This is a genomic window from Cnuella takakiae (genome assembly GCF_001953305.1).
Lineage (GTDB): Bacteria > Bacteroidota > Bacteroidia > Chitinophagales > Chitinophagaceae > Flavisolibacter > Flavisolibacter takakiae.
In genome coordinates this window covers 4,942,505-4,967,565 of the sequence record NZ_MTFE01000010.1, presented here as the reverse complement: position 1 = coordinate 4,967,565, position 25,061 = coordinate 4,942,505, and the positions used below count along the sequence as shown (strand labels likewise).

The following is a 25,061-nucleotide window of genomic DNA, read 5'->3' as shown; positions in this document are numbered from 1 at the left end:
GATACTAAATACCCAATACCTAATCACCAATCACCATTCACTTATCACTCCTTACTCATCTCTTCCCTTCCCGCCACAACTGGTTGAAGCTTTTCTTCGGGAAGTCCAGTTCGCCACGGTGGGCCTTCCATTCCGTCACAAACCTGTTGATTACCCAACCTTTCAGGTTGCCGGGTGCCAGGTTCATCAGGGTGCGGTGCATCATAGCCTGTTTCCATAATTTCCATGCCGTACGTTCGGCCACGGTGGACGCGCCTTCTTCCACCGCTTCGTGGCGGTTTTCCAGCAGCAACTCGTGGAGGTTGATCTTTACGGCGCACACTTCGGTACAGTTGCCGCAAAGCGAGGAGGCGTAGCTCAGGTGCTTCCAGCTGTCCATTCCCCGCAGGTGGGGTGTGATCACGGATCCGATGGGACCGCTGTAGGTAGTTTCGTATGCGTGTCCGCCAATATTTTTATACACCGGGCAGGCGTTGAGACAGGCACCACAACGGATGCAGTACAGCGCCTCGCGGCTCTTGGGATTGGCCAGCAGGTTGGTGCGGCCATTGTCCAGCAGGATCACGTACATCTCTTCGGGTCCGTCCACTTCACCGGGCTGGCGCGGGCCGGTAACAAGGGTGTTGTACACCGTCACTTTCTGGCCCGTACCAAAGGTGGCCAGCAGGGGCCAGAACAGGGGCAGGTCGTTGATGGAAGGAATGACCTTTTCGATACCCACAATAACGATATGCGTTTTGGGGTAGGAGCAACTCAGGCGGGCATTGCCTTCATTTTCGGTAACGGCAATACCACCCACATCGGCAACGATAAAGTTGGCGCCGGTTACACCTACTTCGGCAGCGGCGTACTTGGCCCGCAGCTTGTCGCGGGCAACAAGGGTGAGCTCGCTGGGTGTGAGGTTAATGTCGGTACCTAGCTTTTCGTGAAAGAGGCGGGCAACGTCTTCCTTGCTCTTGTGCATGGCGGGCGTTACAATATGGTAAGGCGCTTCGCCATCCAGTTGCTGTATGTACTCGCCGAGGTCGGTCTCCACGCTTTCGATGCCCTGCTTTTCCAGATAGGCATTGAGGTGGATTTCCTCCGTCACCATGCTCTTGCTCTTCACCACCGTCTTGCAGGCCTTGGCCGCACAGATCTTTCCTATTTCCGCAAGCGCCTGCTCAGTGGTTTCGGCCCACAGCACTTTGGCACCGCGGCTGGTGATCTGGCGTTCAAAAGTTTCGAGCTGTTGGTCCAAGGTCTCGATGGCTTCCCACTTGCGCATCTTGGCAATGCGGCGGGCTGCTTCCACATCGGTAAACTGCTTTTTGCCCACAGGCACCACGGCATTGTACTTCGAAATGTTGAAGTTGATCTTGCGGCGGTGCTCGCGGTCGGAAGCCTTGATGGTGCTCTTGGCTATAAAGGTGGCGGCTTGTTCGGCCATAGTATTATTTCCGGTTTGGTGTGGTTATGTCAAAATGTTCCACTGCTATCTGGTGGAGGGTGTCGTAGAACTCCTGTCCGAATTTACGGACCAATGGCTCTTTTAAGAACTGGTATACCGGAACTTTTAGTTTTTTGCCAAAAGCACAGGCTGGTTTGCACAATACATCGCGTGGCTCGTAGTTGGCCATGGTATAACCACTGGTCTCGATGAGGCGTATGGGAAACAGGTGACAGGAGATGGGTTTTTTCCATCCCAGCTTGCCATCATTGTAGGCCGCTTCGATGCCGCACTTGATAATACCTGCCGCATCGCGGGTGCCATAGGCGCAAAGACCGTCCTTCATAACGGGGGTTACGTAGCCAAACTCATCGTCGTGGGTAAACAGGCCCTGGCGCTCCAGCTCCAGGCGCCCTTCAGCGGTGAGGTAGGGCAGGATGGCTGCCAGGTTTTTGCGCACTATTTCCATTTCCTCCTCGGTTACGGGTGCGCCGGCATCGCCGTCTTCGCAGCAACCGCCCTTGCACTTGGCAAGGTCACACACAAATTTGGCTTCCACCACCTCGTCGGCCAGTACCACATTATCGATCTGAATCATAGTGCAAAGGTAACCAGTGATGAACAGGATTTTGGAGGGATTTAAAGGAAAAGTACCAGCTTGAGCGAGTGATTCGGTTTCTTGTGATCAGGATGGTTTTGTTCAGGTGACGACGGACAACAGACGACCGACTACGGATCCAGGAGTCGTCTGTTGTCCGTCGTCCGTCGTCAGTTGTCCTTCCCGCCACCTGCTACCTACCTCGGCAGCATAGATATAAGTGATAAAATAAAGAGGACTTTCAAAGTACAGGTGATTAGTTTTGAGCCCAAAAACAGAAACCAATGATTCATACAAAAGCTTACGCTGCCTATAGTGCTACCGAGCCCCTGGCGCCCTGGGAGTTCGACCGCCGCGAGCTCCGCGAAAATGATGTACAGATCGAAATTATTTACTGTGGTGTGTGCCACTCCGACATCCACACCGTGCGTGGCGAGTGGGGGCCTACCTATTACCCCCATGTGCCCGGTCATGAAATTGTGGGCCGTGTTACCAATGTAGGGCCTGCCGTTACCCGCTACAAGCAGGGCGACCTGGTGGGTGTGGGTTGCATGGTAGACAGCTGCCAGGGCTGCCCCAACTGCAAACGCGACCTCGAGCAGTTTTGCGTGGAAGGTATGAGCGGTACCTATGGCGGTTACGACCGTATTGATAAAACGCCCAACCAGGGTGGATATTCCAACCAGATCGTGGTACGCCAGGAGTTTGTGCTGAAAGTAGCAGAAAGCCTGCCGCTGGAAGGCGTGGCACCCCTGCTGTGTGCCGGTATCACTACCTACTCGCCCCTGCGCCATTGGGGTGTGGGCAAAGGCCATAAAGTAGGTGTGTTGGGATTGGGCGGACTGGGTCATATGGCCGTGAAATTTGCCGTGGCCTTTGGTGCCGAAGTTACCATGCTGAGCACCTCGCCTTCCAAGGAAGCTGATGCCAAGCGCCTGGGTGCCCACCGCTTTGCCCTCACCAAGGACCCCGAGCAACTGAAAGGCCTCAACAGCTACTTTGATTTTATCATCGACACGGTATCTGCCGAGCACGACTATGGCATGTACCTCAACATGCTGAACGTGGATGGTACCCTTATCTGCGTAGGGGCACCGCCCACACCGGCACAGATCTCTGCTTTCTCACTCATTTTCGGTCGCCGCAAGATCGGCGGTTCGCTGATTGGTGGTATCAAGGAAACACAGGAGATGCTGGACTTCTGCGCCGAGCACAACATCACCTCCGACGTGGAAGTGATTGCTGCAAAAGACGTGAACGAAGCTTACGACCGCATGATTAAAGGCGATGTGCGATACAGGTTTGTGATTGATATGAAGACGTTGTAGAAGGGAATGGTGAATAGTGAATGGTGATTAGTGATTAGGTATTGGGTATTAGGAATGGGGTGGTAAGTAAAAGCTACGGACATCCCATATTCACGTTTGCCGTTTCACGTTTTACGATCCCCTATTCACGATTGCCCATTCCCCATTGCCGTACAAAAAACGAAGCCCGCATAGGAATATGCGGGCTTTTTGTTAACCATAAGTATCACTGCCTAAAAACAGACTGGCGTCTAAACCCAGCCAAAAATTATTCACCCGGAAAACTATGCGAGGAAGGGTGTTACAATTGCCAGCACCTGCTGTTCGGTAAGGGGTTCGTCGAATGCTTCCGAAGCGTCGCTGGTGGAAATGTCCAGGCCATTGATGCTGGTAATGGCAACACCTGCCTGGGTTACATTTTCTTCACCTGCATAGATGGGTGCTGTTGCAGGAGGCAGGCCTCCCAAATCGTTGTTGGTGATCCAGGGTTTTACATCGGCACCACGGGCACGGCGCATGGAGCGGATATGCGCTGCGTGACGTGCTTCCACGGAATGGATATTCAGTGCGGCAGTCAGCACATCGTTGTTGGAAATAAGCTTGGCTGCCTGTCCTTTATAGGCCCGCACGCCGGTGTCCTCAAAAGCCTGTGCAACGGCCAGGAACGTATCGTAATTGGAGAACACATCTGCGAAAGCACCTTTGGCGGTAAAGTCAAAATTGGGCTTGGCTACCGGTGTGCCGCCGGCACCCTGTATGGCGGTTTTCAGGAAGTTGACGTGGGCCACTTCGTGATCGCGGATGGTGGCAATGGCGCCAGCAGCGTCACCCGCAGGTACCAGGCCTGCAGCAGCGGCACCCATGGTGTAATACTCCGCTTCCAGGTACTCGAGGGTTAGGGCATAGTTGAGCACATCCAGGATGCTGGTAACGCTTTGTCCATATGCTTTTTTGAACATCGAACCCATGGCCATGGGCACGGCTGCCAGGGCTACCTTACCGGCAAAAGAAGAGAACTTTTTCAGGGCAGCCCTGCGGCCATCCAGCCGGTCGTATACTTCCGGGTCTACCTTTTCGAACTGGTCGATAATATTATGGAGATTCATAAAGGGAGTAGTTTAAGATTGTGAGTGTAGTTACGGACCATGGTCGATGGACCATGGACAATGGTCTGCTTAATCAGTAGGCAGGTTGCTGGCGTTGATCTTTGTTTTGATATAAGTTGCGGCAGCCTGCAGCACTTCCATGGGTGAGCGGCTCTTGTCGAGGCCGTTGGCATCAATCACGGTATTGTCGGCAAAAGTGCCGTTGGAAATCAGGTCACGGATGGTGGCGGCATGCCTTGCTTCCACCGATACGATCTTGCCTGCCAGCAACAGGTAGTCGGGGTTGGTGAGCAGTTTGCCTGCACCGTTGTAAGCCGATACACCCAGGTCTTCAAAAGTCTTGGCGGTAGCCAGCACCGAGTCGCGGCTACTGAAATTGATGGAGGTGAAATCTACCTCAAGGCCGGGGATAGCATTGGTGCCCAGTGCATTTTTAAAGAACTCGCGGTGCGCTATTTCGTGGTCGCGGATTTCGTTGAGGTATTGCTGCTCCATGGCCGAAATACCACTGTAAGGAGTTAGTGCCACCTGTGTATAAAAAGCTGCTTCCAGTTGCTCCAGTGCATAGGCATAGTTGAGGATGCCCACATCGCTGCTGCCCAGGTTTACGCCGCTATTGCCCATTTCGCCTTCGCCGTTGTCGGTTTTGCCACAGCCGGTGATAATGAGTGCCGCCGAAGCACCTGCCATGCCGGTGAAGCGCAGAAAATTCCTGCGGGATACGGAACTGGCATTGAGGGGCTGTTCGGAAAGCTCGCGCTTCCGTCCATTGATGATTTCCATGATTTTAGTGATTAAGGTTTGTGAATTTGGTTTTCGTGTTCCGGGTGTTTGCAATTAGGTACGTAAGCAATACAACCTTCGGTTTTACATTGCGTAAATTTTTTTGTTGGGGGTGTTGGTTGAATTTTTGGGGTTATGGAGTGCATAATTATGGCTTAACTGTATGCAAGGCTGGCACCTGTTCGCTTGTAGCATATCTACTCGTTCAACACTGTCACCACTCGTGCACCTGTTGCTGCTGCTGAAATAGGGGGGCAATAAAAAAATTGCAAACAATCCTGCGTTGCATTTATTCAAATAACTATGCCACCGATAGCCAATCTTTCGGAACTGATCCGGACCATGCAACCCATGCAACAGCCGGGTAGTTATGTTTTTTGTACCCTGGTTCAATTGCCGCCCATGCTGGCCCCTGAAGCGCTGATGATTTTCAGGGAACAGGAGGGCATAACGGTAATTGTTACCGAAGCGGTAGCCCAACAGTTTGGGTTGCCTTATAGCTTTGTGGCGGCATGGATCACCCTGCAGGTGCATTCTGCGCTTGATGCGGTGGGCTTGACTGCTGCTGTTGCCACGGCCCTTACAACAGCGGGCGTTTCCTGTAACGTGGTGGCCGGTTATTACCATGATCATTTGTTTGTGCCATTGGCAGAAGGAGGCAGGGCCGTAAAGGTGTTGGAGGAGCTGGCGAGAACAGGGTAGTTGAATGTTTCGACCAAGACAATGCAATCAACTTTCTTCCCAAGTACAGTTACGCCTGCCTTGGCATCCTGAGCGCGGCAAGGGACCTGGACTATAAATCAAATGCAAATGCGCAACCAGTGTTCGGTTACGCATTTGCATTTAACGATACAACCCAGACCCTTCGCTGCGCTCAGGATGCCAGGAAAAAGTATTGTAAAAACAGGGGAAGCGAACGGCACTTACACGCTTCGCTTCTCCTGTTTACGCTTGTCAGCTACCTGCTGCATCAACCCCCATTGAGGGGCAGCGTAGCCCAATGGTTGCCATCCCTTGCAATCAGTGCTTCGGCATCTTCGGGGCCCCAGGAACCGGCAGCATAGTTGGGAAAATCAACAGGTGGCTTATTGCCCCACACTTCCATAATGGGATCGATGATGGCCCATGCGGCTTCCACCTGGTCGGCACGCATAAACAAAGTAGCATTGCCTTCAATCACATCCTGCAATAAGGTTTCATATGCTTCGGGCTGTGTTTCGGATGTGTTGTTGAAATAGTTGAACACCATATCCACAGGTTGCAGCGCCATATGCGGGCCGGGTTGTTTGGCCTGGAAACGAAGGCGTATATCCAGCTGTGGCGATATGTTGATGAGCAGCCGGTTGGGGCGCCAGGTGTCGGTGGCCTCCGGCGGGAAAGCATAGCTGGGTGCGTTCTTGAACTGGATGGCGATGTGCGTGGTCTTTTCTGCCAGGCTTTTGCCGGTACGGATATAAAAAGGCACGCCGTTCCAGCGCCAGTTGTCTACAAAAAGCTTTACCGCGGCATAGGTTTCCACACCCGAATGTGGATCTACGCTTTTCTCTTCACGGTAGGTTTGCATCTTCTTTCCTTCCACCCATCCCGAAGCGTATTGGCCCCGCACGGCATGGCTATGTACTTCTTCGCGGCGGTAGCGGCGGATGGCTTTCAGCACATCGTGTTTCTTGTTGCGCACTTCATTGGCGTCAAAAGAAACCGGTGCTTCCATGGCCACCATACACAGCAGCTGGAGCATGTGGTTTTGCACCATGTCGCGGAGGGCGCCGGCGCCTTCGTAGTAAGCCCCACGGTCCAGCACCCCTACGGTTTCGGTTGCGCTTATCTGTATGTGGTCCACATAGCGGTGGTTCCAGATGGGTTCAAACAGGGCATTGGCAAAACGAAGCGCCAGGATGTTCTGCACCGTTTCCTTACCCAGGAAGTGATCGATGCGGAAGATCTGTTCTTCGGCAAAATATTTACGCAGCAGGACGTTGAGTTCTTTGGCACTTTGCAGGTCGTGGCCAAAAGGTTTTTCAAATACCAGGCGGTGGCGTTGGGCATCATTTGCCAGGCCGTTTTTGCACAACAGTTCCGCAATGGTGGGTGCCAGCTGCGGTGCCACCGACAGGTAGTACATAATGGTGGCGGGTGCTTTCCACTCGCCTTCCAGTGCTGCCACTTTTTTCACCATGGCTTTATAGCCCTGTTCTTTGGTAGCGTCTACCTGCAGGTAGTCGACGTGTTTTGAAAAATCCTCCCAATGTTCCTTTAAAGCTTCGTTGCGTCGGGCATGTTCGTCGATGCCTTTTTTAATGAGGTCGCGGTAGGCGGCAGGCGTCATTTTGTTGCGGCTCAAACCGGCAATATAAAACTGCTCGGGCAGGTGCCCGTCGAGGTAGAGGTTGAACAGTGCGGGCAGGAGCTTGCGTTGTGCGAGGTCGCCGGTGCCGCCGAAGATGAAGATGATAACCACAGATTTGTATGATTTAAAGTGAACCGCAGATTTGTATGAACTGGAACCGCAGATTAGTAGGATTAGAAATGATTAGTATGATTTCAATGTTCTATAGTTTATATGTATGACAAAAAATTTGCTGCTTGCTCGTACTTCAACTTTGGTTCAAAAAAAGACCTCGGCTTTATTGATCACTCCTGGTGCAAAAGCAAGCTTGTGGTCTTTAGGTCATACAAATCATTTCTAATCCTTCTAATCTGCGGCTTCTGCGTTCCACTCGGTGTGAAACACGCCGTCCTTATCTATTCTTCGGTAAGTGTGGGCTCCAAAATAATCCCTTTGTGCCTGCACCAGGTTGGTAGGCAGTTGTGCACTACGGAAGCTGTCGATATAAGCAAGCGCGCTGGCAAAAGCGGGTACCGGTATGCGTGCCGCAATGGCCTGCGTAACCGTATTGCGCAAGCCCTGCTCGTATTGCTGCACCAGGGCCGCAATGTTTGCATCCAACAAAATATTCGGCAGTTGGGCATCCTGAGCAAAGGCCTGTTCAAAACTGCCCAGCAGCGCCGAGCGGATGATGCAGCCACCTTTCCAAACCTGTACTACAGAGGGCAGGGGAATCTGCATGGCTTCTTCTTCGGAGGCCATGGCTATCATGCTCAAGCCTTGTGCGTAGGCGCAGAGGAAAGCTACCACGAGGGCACTTTCCAGGTCGCGGGTCAGGCTTTCGGTATTGGCGATGCTGTTATTGCCTTGCTGGTACAGCCCGGTAGCTTTCAGCCTTTGGCTGCGTACCCCCGAAATGGTGCGGGCAGCCACGGCTGCATCAATGGAGGGAATGGCAACGGGCAGGTTGAGCGCCTCTTGTGTGGTCCAGCGGCCGGTACCCTTGGAGCCTGCTTCATCCAGGATGATGTCCACCACATGCTTGCCGGTTTCGGCATCGATGGTGCGGAAAATATCTGCGGTGATATCAATCAGGAAAGATTGAAGGGGCCCTTCATTCCATTGCTGGAAAAGGGGTTGCAACTGTTCGTTGGTATAACCGGCACCGCGGTGCAGCAGGTCGTAGGCTTCCGCTATAAGCTGCATCATGGCATACTCGATACCATTGTGCACCATTTTCACATAGTGCCCTGCCGCGCCACTACCCATATAGGCAACACAGGGCTTGCCGTCGGTTTTGGCAGCAACGGCTTCCAATAAGGGTTTGAGGTATTGGTAGGCTTCCTTGTCGCCACCCGGCATCATGCTGGGACCGAGGCGGGCACCCAGCTCACCACCCGATATGCCCATACCAAAGAAGTGGATGCCCTGGTCCTGCAGGTAGGCAATACGGTGGAGGGTGTCTTTAAAAAACGAGTTGCCGCCGTCTATCAGGATGTCGCCGGCTTCCAGGTAAGGTAGTACCGAGGTGATCGCCGCATCCACCGCTTTGCCGGCAGGCACCAGCATCATCAGTTTACGGGGTTTTTTCAGTGCCAGCACCATATCGGCCAGTGCCGCGGCACCTTTTACGGTCGTGCCGGGATGGGCGGCTTCTTCCAGCGCCTGCATGCGTTCGGGGTTGAGGTCATAGCCTATCGTTGCATATCCGTGATCGGCGAGGTTGAGCAGCAGGTTGCTGCCCATCACACCCAGGCCAATCATGCCAAAGTCGTATTGTTGGGGCATGGTGGGGGAGGAGGTTTGTTTAAGGGGTTCAATTCGTTCAACTAGTTCAATAGGTGCCATGTGTATAATGGGTTCTACTGGTCAATGCGGTTCAAAGCCACCACGGTTTGAGTCCGCATGAGGCTATTTGCAAATTCCGCACCCGTCCATTGAAGGTTGCCTAGGCATGGCACCTATCGAACTGATTCGACCCATCGGCGCCGCTCATTTTGTTGCTGGCGGAGGGGGGGGGTGCGGGTTGCTGTTGGATTTGCGGCCAGGAGGAGGGTTCTTTTTTGCCGCCATGACAGGTGTAGCAGGTTACTTCCAGTTTGTTTTGCAGTCCGGTCCAGTCCTTGTGCCAGTCGAAGTATTTTTTGTTGATGCGCTGGGTCATCTTCATCATGTTGCGGGCAATGCCTTTGTGCTCGTTGGCATCGGAGGCAAAGTCCATGGCCTTTTGCTCCTGGTTGAACACATGGCAATAGTTGCACTTTACACCCAGCGAGGCGGCGAAATGTTTCATAATGACATCCATCTGTGCCTTCGTGGTGTTTTTGGGCAATACCTTGAGGTTTTTGTATTGGGCGTCTTCGGCGGGACTAAAAGCGAAAGCGGCCGCAATCAGGGCAGTAAACAAACCCACTACAAGAGATGATTTTTTCATGGCGGGTGATTTTGTATTGAATGTATTAAAAATAAACAGCACCCAATAGGTAGGAAGGTTCTCACAGATAATACGGATGACACGGATGTTTGGAAACTGAGTTCAATGGGTTTAAAAGGTTTTAGGAGTTCCAGAAGTTTCAGGAGGAAAGGATGATAGCTTCATAGGATTGTGTTGGCTGGATTCCGTTTTAAATCTCATTCCGGCTGAAGCTGTGGTTCCAACCAAAAGCCATCACCATTCCTGGTTGCTACAATTTACCAATGCCCCGAAGCCTATGTTAACGCCTATCAAATAATTTCTCCACCATTACACTCATCCGTGCTATCCGTGTTATCTGTGAGAAACACACCCCACCTTACCTTTGCCTCCCAAACAAAAACATTATGGCTAACCTGATACAGGAATTCAACGATTACCGTGCACGGATGAACGAGGTTATTCTGAGCAAGAACAACCTGGTGATGAAAAGACTCTGGAACCTGGATACCAATACCTACGAGGCGGGCGCCCTGGACACCAAGACCAAGGAAATGCTGGGCCTGGTGGCTTCCATGGTACTGCGTTGTGACGATTGCATCAAGTACCACCTGGGCAAAGCACACGAAGAAGGGGTAACCACCGCCGAACTGTACGAGGTGTTTGCCGTTGCCAATATCGTCGGAGGCACCATCGTAATTCCGCATACCCGCCGCGCCGCCGAATACTGGGAAGAGCTGTCGGCCCAGTAAGAAGCAGTGACATGATGCAACTTTTTGCCGGTTCGTTGGTTCCAACTGGGCAATTGCTGCCGATCCCTGTTGCAACGCCAGAATGTTGCAGCAGGGATGAGCGGCCTTTCTATACAAGATCATAAAGATGCGCAGCTGATTGACCCTCACAGCGATTTATAACATTCCTGTGATGGAAATCACTTGTCCGGCCCCCCATATGGGGGTATCTTTGCGGTCCGAAAGAAAATCAATATGTCAACTGCAACTATATCGGCTCCAACCATACCTTCTTTAACCCCCAAGGATTTCGCTACCGACCAGGAAGTACGCTGGTGCCCCGGTTGTGGCGACTATTCTATTTTGGCGCAGGTTCAGAAGATCATGCCTACGTTGGGTATTGCCCGCGAAAACATCGCTATCATTTCGGGTATTGGCTGTAGCAGCCGGTTCCCGTATTATATGAATACCTATGGCATGCACTCGATCCATGGCCGCGCCACAGCGGTGGCCAGTGGCCTGAAGGCTGCCCGCCCCGAACTGAGCGTTTGGATCGTTACCGGCGACGGTGACGGCCTGAGTATTGGTGGTAACCATACCATACACCTGCTGCGCCGCAACTTCGATGTGAACATCATGCTGTTCAACAACCAGATCTATGGTTTGACCAAGGGACAGTATTCGCCTACCTCCGAAGAGCAGAAGGTGACCAAGTCAACCCCTATGGGTTCGATCGACCACCCCTTCAACCCGCTGGCGCTGGCCTTGGGTGCCGATGCTACGTTTATTGCCCGCAGCATGGACCGCGATCCGAAGCACCTGCAGGCCATGTTGCTGCGTTCGCACGGGCACAAGGGCGCCTCTTTCCTGGAAATCTACCAGAACTGTAACATCTTCAACGATGGTGCTTTCGAGGTGTTTACCGAAAAAGGTTCCAAAAGCGAAGAGACCCTATTCCTGGAGCATGGTCAGCCCCTGGTTTTTGGTGCCAACCGCGACAAGGGTATCCGCATCAATGGTTTCAAGCCTGAAGTGGTGCGCCTTGCTGACGGCTTCTCTGCCGACGACCTGTGGATCCATGACGAGACCGACCTGATCAAGGCCCAGATCCTTACCCGCATTTTTGATGATCCGCGTATTGAGGGCCACCTGCCCCGTCCGTTTGGTGTGTTTTATGCCGCAGAGCGCCCCTGCTACGAAGATGTGCTGATTGAGCAGATTGCCGTGGCCAAGGAAAAGAAAGTGGCCGACCTGGATAAACTGCTGCGGGGTAACGAAACCTGGAACATCGTATAAACAGCAAGCTGCTGTTCAATTTACCTGAAAAGGGCTGCCTTTATGTGCAGCCCTTTTTTTTAAGCAGCATGGGCTTAAATAACAAAGCGGCTATTCCGGGGGAAAGCAGCTTTGCTGTGCACGTCCAAAGCAAATAAATAATTATACAGTTGTTTCGTAATTAATGTTGCTTGATTACAAAAGGAACAGGTTAATGAGCAGTAGTAATAGTTGTTTTTAAATTTTGGTATTTATAAATAGCTTGCTCCGGACAGGTTGCAGCATAAAGGCGGGATAAAAGTTAGTTTTGGTTGTCCTGCAATATTCCGTAAGTATTGTAGTATAAAAACTACCAAGTTCTTCCATCTTCTTAAATTGCCTGGGTGAGTCGGAACCTGCCTGCTATCCCTGAGCACCAATTAGCCCTTCTGAAACAGCGTATAGAGCATACCTGGGGCCGGCGTATCAATATCTCGGCCGATTGCGAACGACTGCATAGCCATATTGTCCAGGTAACCGGGCAATCTATTTCTCCCAACACCTTGCGGCGGATCTTTGGTTTCCTGGAAACGAAGGGCGGGCCAAGCTTGCATTCCAAAGGTATTTTAGCCCGGTATTGTGGGTACGATAGCTGGGAACTGCTGGTAGACACCGGAAGGAACGAAAAGTTTCCTGTTGAACCCATTTTTCAGGATGCCTTGTTTTACCTCGATTTTTTTGGAATAGAAGTAAAACATGAAGGTGATATCAACTACCACAATGCCTGCCGCAAAATTGCAAAGCGCATACTGGCTAGTGAGCCCCTGTTCAATAAACTGGCGGAGCCGCTTGCCATGCACAAAACGGCACAGGTATTTTTTTACGAACGTTTTCCATGGCCCGACGGGCTGGCCGCTCCTTATTACCAAAGGGGGATAAGGCTGTACCTGCAATACAAGCGTACCCGCGAGGCGCAACTGTTTGGCAATAGCCTGCTTTTTCTTTCGGCCCTTTTGTGCAATAACCAGGCAAATGCTGCCGCAGCAATCAACAGGATAGCAGGGATCGTTTGCCCACCCGGGATGCACCATTTTATTACCGCAAGAAGGCTGGGATCGCTGATCCTGTACAAAAAGCTGTATTCGGGTGAAGACTACTCAGCGGAACTGGAGCAGGTGCACCGGCTTGCCAAACATACCGGGGTGCCCGAAAAGGTTGGCTTCTGGCGGTTCCCCTATTTTCATTTTATGATTGCCGACTACCTGAACCTGGCAGGGCTGTTTGCCGACAGCCATCAGGTAGTAGCCTCCTTTGTGCCTACCTATGGCAACAAGTATGTTATAGAACAGGGATACCTAGAAGCGTGGGAAGTAGTACGGCATATCGCCCTGCATGAGCGCGACCCTGAAAAGTACCGGCGTTGGTTTGAGCAGTTTAACCAGTGGGATCACCTGGATTTTCTTTTTCATAAGTTTTACCGGCTACAGGCCCTGACCATTTATTGCAGGCTGAGCGGGGCCAGGCAGGTGAAGAAAAGGTTGCAGGAAAAACAGGACCTGGTGCAGAATACAGGCTTTGTGTTTTTTGATGTCCATGAACGAGATATGAATGCATGACCTTTTCCATACATGGTGTACCAGGCACCGTATTGTTTATAACTCACCCAAGATGCCTTGCAATGCCATTTTGGTAATGGGGATAAATTAAGCTTTTAGCCTGGGCCTGTTTTGCGGTTCAATGCGGATGGCTGCTGCTAATTTTGCGGCCTTATGTACGATACACTTTCCGAGCTGCTGCTCCCCATCGACAAGATGATGATCTCCGAGGACATGGGTTACCGCGAAGGGCAGATTGGCTACACCATCCTGGCGCATGAAGATGAAGGCTTGCCTGATTTTGAGCATGCCGATATTGTGCTGGTAGGCTGCACCGAGCAACGGGGTGCCGGCCTGCTCCACGATAATACCGCCGCTGATGCCATCCGCCAGGAGTTTTATAACCTTTACTATTGGCACCACGATATTCAGATTGCCGACCTGGGCAATATCCGCACCGGCAAAACCGTAGCCGATACCTATGCCGCCCTGAAAATGGTGCTGCACGAACTGAACGAAAGCGGAAAGCTGGTGGTGGTACTGGGTGGTTCGCACGACCTGACCCTGGCCCAATATCATTGTTTTGCCGACGATAAACAGCAGATTGATGCTGTAGGAGTTGATGCTGTTGTAGACATTCACATAGAGTCGCCGCTGAAGTCGGAGAAGTTCCTGCTCGACATTCTTACCGCCGAGCCCAACTTTATGGGCCACTATAGCCACTTGGCATTCCAGAGCTTTTTTGTACACCCGCGCATGCTGGAAACCATGGACAAGCTCCGCTTCGACTGTTACCGGGTAGGGCATGTACGCGAAAAGATCGATGAAATAGAACCATCCATCCGGGGCAGTCATATCCTTTCATTTGATATCACCGCCATTGCCAATGCATATGCGCCAGCCAACACCTTTTCGCCCAACGGCCTTACCGGTGAAGATGCCTGCGTAATCATGCAGTATGCCGGTATGAGCACCCATATGCGCAACATCGGTATCTATGGCTTCCGTCCCGAGCAGGACCGCGACAACCTCACTGCCCGCCAGATCAGCCAGATGCTGTGGTACCTCGTGGATGGCCGCAGCCGTGGCCTGCGCGAGGCGCATATTACGGAGCGCGAATCGTTTAATGAATTCCATACCACCTTTTCGGATGTAGCCACCACCTTTTTGCAAAGCAAACGCACCGGCCGCTGGTGGATGCAGATGCCCAACAAGAAGTTTATTTCCTGCTCCTACCGCGATTACCAGGTGGCAGCGCAGAATGAGTATCCGGAAAGGTATCTGCGGTATTTGGAAAGACCATAATACCCCCTGTCCCCCTAGAGGGGGAACTTAGGCCGGAGTGGCTGAGGGTATTAGATAGTGTCTTGCAGATTAAGTTTTGATGGGAACACAGATGAAACGGATGGAACAGATGGGAACAGATATCCGTTTCAACCGTTCAATCCGCGTTCCCATTCCGAAATCAAAAAGAAAAAACAAATTGGGTTTTATAGAAAACAACAACGCCCCTCTGCTGCAGAGGGGCGTTGTTGTTTAAAGTTATGTGTGACCTAAGTTCCCCCTCTAGGGGGACAGGGGGTGTGAACGAGGTATTACCAGATCTTAATCCTCTTCTCCGGCGCTACATACATCTTATCTCCAGGCTGGATGTTGAAGGCTTCATACCACGCATCGATATTGGTTACCGGGCCGTTGGCGCGGGCCATACCGGGCGAGTGGGGATCGGTGAGGATCAGTTGGGCCTGTGTTTCGGGCAGGGCATTGGAACGCCATACCTGTGCCCAGTTGAGAAAGAAGCGCTGGGCGGGCGTAAAGCCGTCGATCTTCTTGCCTTCTTTAAATTGCTTGGTCTTGGTAAAGGCCTCATAGGCCATGTTCAGGCCACCCAGGTCGGCGATGTTTTCACCCAGGGTGAGCTTGCCGTTTACATGGATGGTGTCCAGTACGGTAAAAGCATTGTACTGCTCCACCACCTGGTTGGCGCGGCTCTTGAACTTGGCCTCGTCTTCCTTGGTCCACCAGTTCTTCAGGTTGCCGTCGGCGGCGTACTGGGCGCCGTTGTCGTCAAAGCCGTGGGTGATTTCGTGACCGATCACCGCACCAATGCCACCATAGTTGATGGCGTCATCGGCACCAAAATCGAAAAACGGGAACTGCAGGATACCGGCAGGGAAAGCGATCTCGTTATTGGAGGGGCTGTAATAGGCATTGATGGTGGGCGGTGTCATGCCCCAGCGGGTTTTGTCAACAGGCTGACCGTAGCGGGTCACCATGTCGTTGTAAGCCCACTGGCTGGCGCGGCGCAGGTTGCCCACAAAATCATTTCGGTCGATCTTGATGGATGCGTAGTCTTTCCAAACATCGGGATAGCCGATCTTCTTGGTAAAGGCATTGAGTTTTTCCAGCGCTTTCACCTTGGTTTCATCGCTCATCCAGTCGAGGCGCTGGATACGGCCGGCAAAGGTGGTTTCCAGGTTTTTTACCAGTTCCTGCATCCGCACCTTGGCTTCGGGCTTGAAGTACTTGCTTACATAAAGCTGTCCCAGCAGGTCGCCCAACTGGTTGTCGATGATGCCCGACACAAACTGCCAGCGTGGCGACATTTCCTTCTGGCCGGTAAGCACCTGGGTCATGGCAAAGTTCTGCTGCGCAAAAGGCTTGGCCAGGTAGGCGGCGTTGTTGTCGATCACACGCCATTTTAGGTAAGTCTTCCAGTCGCTGAGCGGCACTGCTGTGAGCAGGGCATCAACGGTTTTAAAGAAAGAAGGGTTGTTGACCACCAGGCTGTCGGCGCCTTTCAGTTGCAGGTTGCCCAGCATGCCGTTCCAGTTGATGGAAGGCGTGGTAGCGCTGAAATCTTTTACCGCAAACTTGTTATAGGTCTTATAAGGGTCGCGCATTTCCACGCGGCTCATTTGTGCTTTTGCAAGCGCCGTTTCGATGCGGAGTACGGCATCGGCGTGGGCGGCTGCGGTGGCGGCATTTTCACCCACCAGGGCAAACATCTTGTTCAGGTGTTGTGCATAGGCATTGCGGATGGTGGTGCTGCGGTTGTCAGCCTTCAGGTAATAATCACGGTCGGGCAGGGTGGTACCGCCCTGCGAGAGTTGGGGAATGTATTTGGTCACATCCTTGCGGTCCTGCGAAACAAAGAAGCCAAACAAGGCACTGCTGATACCCTGGGTGCGGGCATAGGCGATCTCGTTGAGCAGGCCGTCCACGTTCTGGATGGCATCGATGCGCTTCAGGTCGGCGGCAATGGGCTGGTAGCCCATTTTGTCAATGGCCACGGTATCCATACCACTCAGGTAAAGGTCGCCGATCTGCTGCATTTTGGCATCGGAAGTCTTCTTCGATGCTTCGGTGAGCAGGGTCTGCAGGCGCTTGGAGCTTTCCTCGCGCAGCACATCAAAAGAGCCCCAGCGGGTTTTGCTGCCGGGAACGGGGTTGGCTTTCAGCCAGGCACCGTTGGCATAGAGGTAAAAGTTATCGCCGGGCTTTACAGATAGGTCCATATTGGCCTTGTCGATATACTTTGTGGGCTTCTTATCGCCGGGAGGCGCAAAAGCCAGCATGCCGGCCACGGCAACACCTGCCGCAAGGGTCGTAGCTAGTTTTCTCATGTTGAACGATCCGTTTTTAAAGAGGCTCTAAGTTAAATGGAACAGCTGATTTATATGATTGGAAATGACTTGTATGATCTTAAAGTTGTGCAAACCCTTTTGTTTCACGCCGAGGCCGCAGAGGAGCAGAGAGCGCAGAGGAATTGCTTCCGATAAGAAAGTGATACTTGAAACTTCAGGTGGCGTTTAAAAAATCCAACCGGATGTTATGAATGCTTCCAAAAGCAAGTGCCCCACAAAGTTGTAGGGCACTTGCTTTATAGTTCATAGAAACCATTTTTAATCTTACAAATCTGCGGTTACCGGCCGAACTGCTTATCCAGATTCTCCTTCTTGAACTCCATATAAGTGGGCCTTCCGGTAGGCGTGGCATTGGGTGTGGCACAGGCAAATAGGTCGGCTACCAACTGCTGCATTTCGCGTTCACTCAATGAAGTGCCCGCCTTGATGGCCTGTTGCCAGGCTACGGAGCGGAGCAGCATCTCCCGCCTGGTGAGTTTGAGTTCGCTGTTGAAATGCTTGTACTGTTCCAGGATGCGTTCCAGGATAATGCGTTCGTTGCCGCTGGTGATATCGGCAGGCGTGCCCTGCACCACGAAGCTGTTCTTGCCAAAGGGCTCGATGGTATAACCCATCTGGTTGAGGTCTGGGACCAGCTCGCCCAATAGCATGGCATCGGCTGTGCTCAGCTCGATGGTAGCCGGGAAGAGGCTGCGTTGCGTGGCGATGGGCTTGCCCTGAATGCTTTGCACCAGGCGGTCGTAGAGTATGCGCTCATGCGCCGCCTGCTGGTGAATGAGCAGGAACTTTTGCGCGGCAGGCATCAGGATATAGGTACCAAAAAGTTGGGTCAGCTTGACTTCGGTGATGCCGGAAGGGGCACTGGTGAACTGGCTGTGGCTGGTAAAGCTGCTTTGCACCGGTGCTGTTTCAACTGTCGGCTGCGTTTCCGGAACGGTTTCCATGGCGGCTGCCAGCAGGCTGCTGAACCCGGGTTCGGGTTTCAGGTCTTCTTCGGGTGAAACAAGACCGCTGCTAACAGAAGGTGCCGGTGTGCCGCTGCTGAAATCGCGCAGGCTGGGAAAACCGCCACCGCTGCTGCGGCTGGGTTCAATCTTGTGGGCTTGTCCGGCCGAAGTAAATGCCTGGAACAGCGAAGTGCCGCTTGCCGCCGACTTCTGCTCTTCGGTATAGGGCTTTTGGACCGAGTCAAGACTTTGGATGGACGCATCGAGGTCAAAGTCCAAAGTAGGCGTGATGCTGAACTGCGCCAGTGCGTGTTTTACCGCCGCCTGCACAAAAGCATACACAATCTTTTCGTCTTCAAACTTGATCTCCTGCTTGGTGGGGTGTACGTTCACGTCCACCTGCGTGGGGTCGAGGTCGATAAAGAGCACGTACATCGGGAAGGCATCGGCAGGAATCAGTTCCTGGTAGGCATTCTGTACCGCGTGGTTGAGGTAGGCGCTGCGGATAAACCGGTTGTTGACAAAAAAGAACTGGTCGCCCCGGGTCTTTTTGGCCGTTTCGGGTTTACCCACAAAACCCTGTATGTTCAGGTAGTCGGTCTCTTCTTTAACCGATACCAGTTTATGGTTGTAATGGTTGCCGAGCAGTTGCACGATGCGCTGCTTGAGCGAGCCTGCTTCCAGGTGGAAGAGCTGCTGCCCGTTGCTGTGGAGCGAAAAGAAGATAGCCGGAAAAGCAAGTGCCACCCGCATGAACTCGTCCACGATGTGGCGCATCTCTGCGGGATTGCTTTTAAGGAAATTGCGGCGTGCCGGCACGTTGAAGAAGAGGTTCTTCATGCTGATGCTGGTACCCACAGGTGCCGCCACAGGCTGCTGGTTTACCACCATGCTGTTCTCGATATCGAGGCAAGTGCCCACCTCATCTTCGGCGCGTCGGGTGCGCAGTTCCACCTGAGCAACGGCAGCAATGGAGGCCAGCGCCTCGCCCCGGAAACCCATGGTGCGGATATGAAAGAGGTCGTCGATGTTGCGGATCTTGGAAGTGGCATGCCTTTCGAAAGCCATGCGAGCATCGGTTTCGCTCATGCCCGAACCATTGTCGATTACCTGCACGAGGGCCTTGCCCGCATCGTTGATGATGAGCTTTATTTCGGTAGCGCCAGCATCCACGGCATTTTCCAGCAATTCCTTAACGGCGCTTGCCGGACGCTGGATCACTTCGCCTGCGGCGATCTGGTTGGCGATATTATCGGGAAGTAATAAGATTTTGTCTGCCACAATTACACAATTCCTTAAGCTTCAAAAATAGGCATAAGGCAGGGATTTGGCGGCCGCAAAGCCTCCTGCCAACTTATCCACGGCCGTATTTAACCATTCCATACCACGCCTGGACAATCGTTTGCCCTAATGCGGGTGCCTTGACAGCCAAGGTGCCTGTTGCCTTTGCCCTGCTGCTTTAACTTATACACATCGATAAGCAAGGCAGCAAAAACGCATATATCCCTAACTTGTGCTTAGTATGAGGAAGGTATTAACCACGGCCCTGTTGTCGCTTGCAAGCTTTACGGCAGTACTGGCCCAGCGCGGCAGCAACCTGCCACAGAAAGCCTGGGTAGACAGTGTATTCAAGTCGCTCACCCCGCAGCAAAAGATTGCCCAGTTGATGGTGATCCGGGCCCATAGTAACCTGGGTTCCGACCATATAGCTGGTGTTGAAGGCCTGATACGCAAGTACAATGTGGGCGCCCTTTGTTTTTTCCAGGGCGGACCCGTTCGGCAGGCTAACCTTACCAACCGGTACCAGGCCCTTGCCCAAACGCCGCTGCTGGTAACCATCGATGGCGAATGGGGGCTGGGTATGCGCCTCGACAGCGTGACCCGTTTTCCATACCAGGCTACCCTGGGTGCCCTTACCGATACCGCTTTGGTGTATGAAATGGGCGGTGCCGTTGGCCGACAGATGAAACGCATCGGGGTGCATGTGAACTATGCACCTACCGTGGATGTCAACAATAATCCCAATAATCCTGTAATTGGTTTCCGCTCTTTTGGCGAAAATAAGGAGCAGGTGGCCCGTATGGGCATCGCCTATATGCGGGGCATGCAGGGAGCGGGCATCATGGCTACTGCCAAACACTTCCCGGGCCATGGCGACACCGAAGTGGACTCGCACTACGATCTGCCGGTGATCAACAAAAGCCGCGCACAGCTCGATTCGCTGGAGCTCTATCCTTTCCGCGAACTGCTGAAAGCCGGCGTGGGCAGCGTGATGGTGGGTCACCTTTTTATCCCTTCCATCGATAACCGTCCTAACCGCCCTACTTCACTGTCGCATAACGCCGTAACAAAAATCCTCCGGGATGAGCTGGGTTTCAAAGGCCTCATCTTTACCGATGGTATGGAAATGAAGGGCCTTACCAAGTTCTTCCCTGCCGGTGCTGCTGCGGTGGAATCCTTGCTGGCGGGCAACGATATGCTTTGCCTGCCCGAAGATGTGCCTGCCGCCATCAGTGCCGTGGAAACAGCGGTAAAAAAGAAAAAGCTGAAGTGGAAAGACATTGACGAACGGGTGCGCCGGGTGCTGGAAGCCAAGTACCAGCTTGGACTGGCCCAGCCGCAGGTGGTGGAGACCACCAACCTGCTGGCCGACCTCAATAAAGAAACGGCCCGCATCAACGACCTGGTGGCCCGCAATGCCTTTACCGTGCTGCGCAACGAAGACAATGCATTTCCCATCGCTCGCATGGGGAATAAAAAGCTGGCCTATGTGGGTATTGGCGCCGTTGCTCCCACGGTTTTTGGCGACAGGCTAAAAACCGACCTTGGTGTAGATGCTTATTATTTTCCTGCAAAAGGCAGTACTGCCGGCGCCGACAGCCTGATGGCGCAACTGGATACCACGAAGTATGCCGCCATCATTGTTGGCGTGCACAACTACAGCCTGCGGCCTTCCGGCAACTTTGGATTGAGCGCTGCCTCCCTGCAACTCTGGAACCGCCTGAGCAAAGACACCACTACGGCTACCGTGCTGTTTGGCAATGTATATGCGGCCAAAAACTTCTGTACTGCCCGCAACCTGGCGGCTGCCTACCAGGACGACAGCATTACCCATGAAGCCATTGCCGATTTTATGATCGGTAAATACGCCACCAAGGGCAGGCTGCCGGTAACGGTTTGCGGCTTCAAGCCGGGGTCCGGTCTATCGGTGAGCAACCTCTTTGCCGTAGGCTTTGCGCCGCAGTGGCTGGCCATCGACAGCATTGCCCGCTGGGGGCTGGAGCGCCGCGCCTATCCCGGTGCGCAGGTTATTGCCCTGCACAAGGGCCGGATCGTGTACCACAAAACCTTTGGCCGGCTGGAATTTGACGAGTCCAGCCAGACCGTGACTTTCGACCACATTTACGACCTGGCTTCGGTTACCAAGACCTCAGCTACTACGGTGGCGGTGATGAAGCTGTATGAAGAAGGAAAAATTGATATCGACAAGACTTTGGGCGACTACCTGCCCATCACCCGCGGAACCGACAAGCAAGGTTTGACGCTCCGCAATATCCTGCTCCACCAGGCGGGGTTAAATCCCTTTATTTCTTTTTATAAAGAAACCATTGACCCGGCCACCGGCAAACCTTCCGACTCCCTGTACCGCACGGCCATTGAGCCCAACTTCACCATTCCTGTTGCCCGCAACCTCTACCTCCGCAACGACTGGAACGATACCATGATGCTCCGCATCATGCAAAGCAAACTGGGCCCGCAGGACAAATATGTGTACAGCGACAATGATTTCATCCTGTTGGGAAAGATCGTGGAAGCCGTAAGCGGCCAGCGCCTGGACCAGTATACCTACAACACTTTTTACAAACCCATGGGAATGACCACTACTTCCTTCCGTGCCGGCGAGCGCTATGGCGTGGAAAGGGTGGTGCCTACAGAAAACGAAAAATGGTTTCGCCGGCAGATGCTGCGGGGTACGGTGCACGATGAAGGCGCTTCGCTTTTCGGCGGTATTTCGGGTCATGCCGGCCTGTTTTCTAATGCCTACGACCTATCGGTGCTGTACCAGATGTTGCTGCAGGGCGGCGAGTGGAATGGCAAACGTTACTTAAAGCCAGAAACGATTGCGTATTTCACCGATTACCACAGCGCCATCAGCCGCCGCGGGCTGGGCTTCGACAAACCCGAAAAGGACAATGCCACCCGCCCCGACCCTTACCCCGCTCGTTATGTGTCGCCCAAAACCTATGGGCATACGGGCTTTACCGGCACCTGTGTGTGGGTGGACCCCGAAAAGGAACTGGTGTACATTTTCCTGAGTAACCGGGTGTACAATACCCGCGACAATAACCTGCTGTCGGAGTTGCGGATCCGGGGAAGGATACAGGAAGCCATTTACAAGGCAATAGAATATGGGGAAACGAAGAAGGCCTTGCAGGAAACGCCCATTCCGGCACCCGGGGCACAGGTAAACACAAATTTTCCCTGATCGCTTATTAACACAAAAGCCGCTCCCAGAGCGGCTTTTGTGTTAATAAGCAAAAGGTACGACACGCATGGTGTAAGATTGTGTTTATCAATGAGGCATGACCATGTGAGCACCAAGCTTAGTCAAGGTCGATGCCGCCACCGCCCCAGATACCAAAGGCGCGGAGCAGCCAAAGGATTACAGCGATCACGACAACGATGTTCAGGATCTGCTTGATTTTACCATCCATCGGGATAAAACGGTTGATCAGCCACAGGAGCACGCCTACAACAATCAGGATGATAACGACATTTATCAGGGTCATGTTTTTTGTTTTAAAAGTGAATACCTAAGGTTTCATTACTTCTAAATGCAAAACCAATGCTAGGGCTTGGCACAACAATTAGGGGCTTGCTTCAGTTGGTGCAATTGGATTTGCACGCCCCAATGCTTACTTTAATGTTTCCCTTTTGAAAGCCCTGCGTACTTTCTGAGAATGGTGAACCCTGCTTTTATTTTTTCACCATAAAACCAAGTAACATGTCACTCAGAGCATTCATCCACGACTTTTACGAAAATGCCATCAACGGCAAGGCCAAAACAAGAGCACTGCTGGAACCTTTTGTTGCCGACGAGACACTCCTGGAGCATGTAGATTCATTTGAAGCTGGATTTCCATTGTACCGGGTAGCGATTGAAGATATTGTGGAGGAAGGCAACAGGATTGTACTGCGGGCCCGTTTTCATGGTACCCACACCGGCAACTTCAATGGCATACCTGCCAGCGGCCGCACGGTGGAAGTGCCTTTTATGATGATGTACCACATTGAAGACGGAAAGATTGTGCAACACTGGCTTTTTGCCGATACTATGGACTTACTCACCCAGATGGGTATGATGAAACGGCCGGAAGCACAAGCTGCGGTATAAAAGAAGAAGGCTAACCTCCAGGTTAGCCTTCTTCTTTTATAAATTGAGACTTGCGAGTTGCTCGCGTAAAGTCGCATCTGATGGCCGTGCAGCATCACCCGATACAATCCGGCCTTCCGGGCCGATGGGCAGGAAGCGCGGAATAGCACTGACCTGGAAGGCATCTTTAAACTCAGATTGGAAGGCTTTGTCGGCTATTAGTTGCAGGCCGCCCAGTTGTTTGGCTTTTACAAATCCTTTCCAGGTAGCTTTATTTTCCGGCAGGTCAACCGATATACTGACAAACTGGATGTTCTTTCCCGCATAATCGGCTGCAAGCTTTTTCAGTTCGGGTATTTCGCGAATGCAGGGTGCGCACCAGGTGGCCCATACATCGATGTACACATATTGCCCCTTAAGGTCGGAAAGGCGGTGTTTTTTGCCGCTGATATCGGTATAGTCAAAATCCGGCGCCAGCCGGTTGTTGGCTGTTGCCAGCGAGCGCTGGTAAACGGATGCCACCTTAGCCAGGTGCCGCGGTTCGGGGTTGGAGGCCTGGTATTCGGTAAGGTACTGTTCCAACTTGGCCGAATCACGGGTGGCGCCAATCAGGTCCTTGGTATTTTCAAAATGGAGGTAAGCCCGGATGCTGCTGTCTTTGATGTTTTTGTCGATGGTTTTGCGTTTGGCGATTAGCAAAATCTCTTGGGTGAAAGGTGGTTTTAGCGAAGCAAGGTTCCAACTCATATTCCGGCTTATCAGTTGCTCCACCTCGTTTCGGTAGGCAGGCAACAGCTGGTAAGCAACGCCGTCATTAAAATTAAAAGAAGTGTTAACCCGCTTTGCTACCAAGGCCCGTTCTTCAGGGCTTAACTGCCTGATGCGGGCGATTTGCATCACCGAATCGGCAAGCTTCAGAAATCGGGAAGCATCATCGCTATTATGTTCGAGTGCAGCAAAGGCTGCTTCCTGCTTTTTTACATTCATGCCTGCATTGGCCAGGTAATTGGAGAACAGCTTCCGGCTCAACAGTTCCAGATCCATGGTGGCATATCGAACATAAAGGCTGTCGTTGCTTTTTGCTACAATCTTTTTACCAGCAGCAAGGAAGGAGTCGATGCCGGCCACAAAACTTTGCGCTTCCATCAGGTAGGCTTGCTGTTTCAATTTTCCACTGGGTTCTGCCGGAATGTAACGGGCAAGTTGCTGGCGGGCCTGGCGCAGGCAATTGTTTTCCAAAGCGCCGGTGCCGCTAAAAGCGTACTCGTTAGCGCCAAAGGGCTTGAGTTGCAATCGGAAACCGGGCTTGAGGTAAAGTAATCCGGCAATATTGGTTTGGTAAAAACCTGCTTCAAGGCTATCTGTCTGCAAGGAAAAAGGCCTTCCCGGAAGGAGTTTGGTTTGCAGTGGCGTATCGCCCAAACGAAAGAGAATAAAATTTTCATTCACCAGCCCGGGTTGCAATTGGCCGCCAATACGTACCGGTTGGGAAAAAGCTGTTGCAGCAAACAGCAGGTTTAGCAACAAGGTTAGGCGTTTCATGGCTTTGGT

The 25,061-nt window shown here is 52.5% G+C and carries 19 protein-coding genes; 8 read left to right on the top strand and 11 right to left on the bottom strand.

Features of this window, described 5'->3' with window-relative positions; all coding sequences use genetic code 11:
• Positions 1-55: 55 nt before the first annotated feature.
• Entirely contained in the window at positions 56-1,429 is a 1,374-nt protein-coding gene (locus tag BUE76_RS21295) for a LutB/LldF family L-lactate oxidation iron-sulfur protein (RefSeq protein ID WP_073044127.1), read from the bottom strand.
• A 4-nt stretch (positions 1,430-1,433) separates the two neighbouring features.
• A complete protein-coding gene (locus tag BUE76_RS21290) occupies positions 1,434-2,027 on the bottom strand; it encodes a DUF3109 family protein (protein WP_073044129.1) in 594 nt (197 codons plus the stop codon).
• 284 nt (positions 2,028-2,311) lie between these two features.
• Between BUE76_RS21290 and BUE76_RS21285 the strand changes: the two genes are divergently transcribed.
• On the top strand, positions 2,312-3,355 hold the full coding sequence (locus BUE76_RS21285) for an NAD(P)-dependent alcohol dehydrogenase (protein WP_073044131.1): 1,044 nt from the start codon (positions 2,312-2,314) through the stop codon (positions 3,353-3,355).
• 263 nt (positions 3,356-3,618) lie between these two features.
• Here BUE76_RS21285 and BUE76_RS21280 read toward each other — a convergent pair whose 3' ends face one another.
• Both BUE76_RS21280 and BUE76_RS21275 read right to left on the bottom strand, forming a co-directional pair.
• The gene (locus BUE76_RS21280) at positions 3,619-4,440 is read right to left on the bottom strand and encodes a ferritin-like domain-containing protein (RefSeq protein ID WP_073044133.1); all 822 of its coding nucleotides are present in this window, start codon (positions 4,438-4,440) and stop codon (positions 3,619-3,621) included.
• Positions 4,441-4,509: 69 nt separating this feature from the next.
• Positions 4,510-5,223 (bottom strand): ferritin-like domain-containing protein, encoded by a 714-nt coding sequence (locus tag BUE76_RS21275; RefSeq protein ID WP_073044135.1) that lies wholly within the window; start codon positions 5,221-5,223, stop codon positions 4,510-4,512.
• A 303-nt stretch (positions 5,224-5,526) separates the two neighbouring features.
• Here BUE76_RS21275 and BUE76_RS21270 point away from each other — a divergent pair, with 303 nt between their 5' ends.
• Positions 5,527-5,925 carry an ACT domain-containing protein gene (locus tag BUE76_RS21270; RefSeq protein WP_073044136.1) on the top strand — a complete coding sequence of 133 codons (399 nt, stop codon included), beginning with the start codon at positions 5,527-5,529 and terminating at the stop codon, positions 5,923-5,925.
• A gap of 268 nt (positions 5,926-6,193) precedes the next feature.
• Here the strand turns inward: BUE76_RS21270 and zwf are convergent, their stop codons facing one another.
• The 3 genes from zwf to BUE76_RS21255 form a co-directional block, all read right to left on the bottom strand.
• Positions 6,194-7,681 carry a glucose-6-phosphate dehydrogenase gene (gene zwf / locus BUE76_RS21265; protein ID WP_073044138.1) on the bottom strand — a complete coding sequence of 496 codons (1,488 nt, stop codon included), beginning with the start codon at positions 7,679-7,681 and terminating at the stop codon, positions 6,194-6,196.
• A gap of 234 nt (positions 7,682-7,915) precedes the next feature.
• On the bottom strand, positions 7,916-9,337 hold the full coding sequence (gndA, locus tag BUE76_RS21260; protein ID WP_073044140.1) for an NADP-dependent phosphogluconate dehydrogenase: 1,422 nt from the start codon (positions 9,335-9,337) through the stop codon (positions 7,916-7,918).
• 160 nt (positions 9,338-9,497) lie between these two features.
• Complete coding sequence (locus tag BUE76_RS21255; RefSeq protein ID WP_073044141.1) at positions 9,498-9,983, bottom strand: c-type cytochrome; 486 nt, start codon at positions 9,981-9,983, stop codon at positions 9,498-9,500.
• 386 nt (positions 9,984-10,369) lie between these two features.
• Between BUE76_RS21255 and BUE76_RS21250 the strand changes: the two genes are divergently transcribed.
• The 4 genes from BUE76_RS21250 (at position 10,370) to BUE76_RS21235 (ending at position 14,847) form a co-directional block, all read left to right on the top strand.
• Complete coding sequence (locus tag BUE76_RS21250; protein ID WP_073044143.1) at positions 10,370-10,714, top strand: carboxymuconolactone decarboxylase family protein; 345 nt, start codon at positions 10,370-10,372, stop codon at positions 10,712-10,714.
• Positions 10,715-10,948: 234 nt separating this feature from the next.
• Entirely contained in the window at positions 10,949-11,989 is a 1,041-nt protein-coding gene (locus BUE76_RS21245) for a 2-oxoacid:ferredoxin oxidoreductase subunit beta (RefSeq protein ID WP_073044145.1), read from the top strand.
• A 362-nt stretch (positions 11,990-12,351) separates the two neighbouring features.
• Entirely contained in the window at positions 12,352-13,563 is a 1,212-nt protein-coding gene (locus BUE76_RS21240; RefSeq protein ID WP_143157327.1) for a hypothetical protein, read from the top strand.
• Positions 13,564-13,716: 153 nt separating this feature from the next.
• Entirely contained in the window at positions 13,717-14,847 is a 1,131-nt protein-coding gene (locus tag BUE76_RS21235; protein WP_073044148.1) for a formimidoylglutamase, read from the top strand.
• 290 nt (positions 14,848-15,137) lie between these two features.
• Here the strand turns inward: BUE76_RS21235 and BUE76_RS21230 are convergent, their stop codons facing one another.
• Complete coding sequence (locus BUE76_RS21230; RefSeq protein ID WP_083596555.1) at positions 15,138-17,168, bottom strand: M13 family metallopeptidase; 2,031 nt, start codon at positions 17,166-17,168, stop codon at positions 15,138-15,140.
• A 299-nt stretch (positions 17,169-17,467) separates the two neighbouring features.
• Positions 17,468-19,417: a DNA mismatch repair endonuclease MutL gene (mutL, locus tag BUE76_RS21225; RefSeq protein ID WP_073044150.1), complete on the bottom strand. Its 1,950-nt coding sequence runs from the start codon at positions 19,415-19,417 to the stop codon at positions 17,468-17,470.
• A 241-nt stretch (positions 19,418-19,658) separates the two neighbouring features.
• Here mutL and BUE76_RS21220 point away from each other — a divergent pair, with 241 nt between their 5' ends.
• Positions 19,659-22,622, top strand: a complete 2,964-nt coding sequence (locus BUE76_RS21220) for a glycoside hydrolase family 3 N-terminal domain-containing protein (RefSeq protein WP_073044151.1) — start codon at positions 19,659-19,661, stop codon at positions 22,620-22,622.
• A gap of 118 nt (positions 22,623-22,740) precedes the next feature.
• On the opposite strand, the gene BUE76_RS21215 is transcribed toward BUE76_RS21220, so the two are convergent.
• On the bottom strand, positions 22,741-22,926 hold the full coding sequence (locus BUE76_RS21215) for a Thivi_2564 family membrane protein (RefSeq protein WP_073044153.1): 186 nt from the start codon (positions 22,924-22,926) through the stop codon (positions 22,741-22,743).
• A gap of 215 nt (positions 22,927-23,141) precedes the next feature.
• Here BUE76_RS21215 and BUE76_RS21210 point away from each other — a divergent pair, with 215 nt between their 5' ends.
• Positions 23,142-23,531, top strand: coding sequence for an ester cyclase (locus BUE76_RS21210; RefSeq protein ID WP_073044154.1), 390 nt, complete (start codon positions 23,142-23,144; stop codon positions 23,529-23,531).
• Positions 23,532-23,567: 36 nt separating this feature from the next.
• Here the strand turns inward: BUE76_RS21210 and BUE76_RS21205 are convergent, their stop codons facing one another.
• A complete protein-coding gene (locus tag BUE76_RS21205) occupies positions 23,568-25,052 on the bottom strand; it encodes a TlpA family protein disulfide reductase (protein ID WP_073044155.1) in 1,485 nt (494 codons plus the stop codon).
• Between the last annotated feature and the right edge of the window lie 9 nt (positions 25,053-25,061).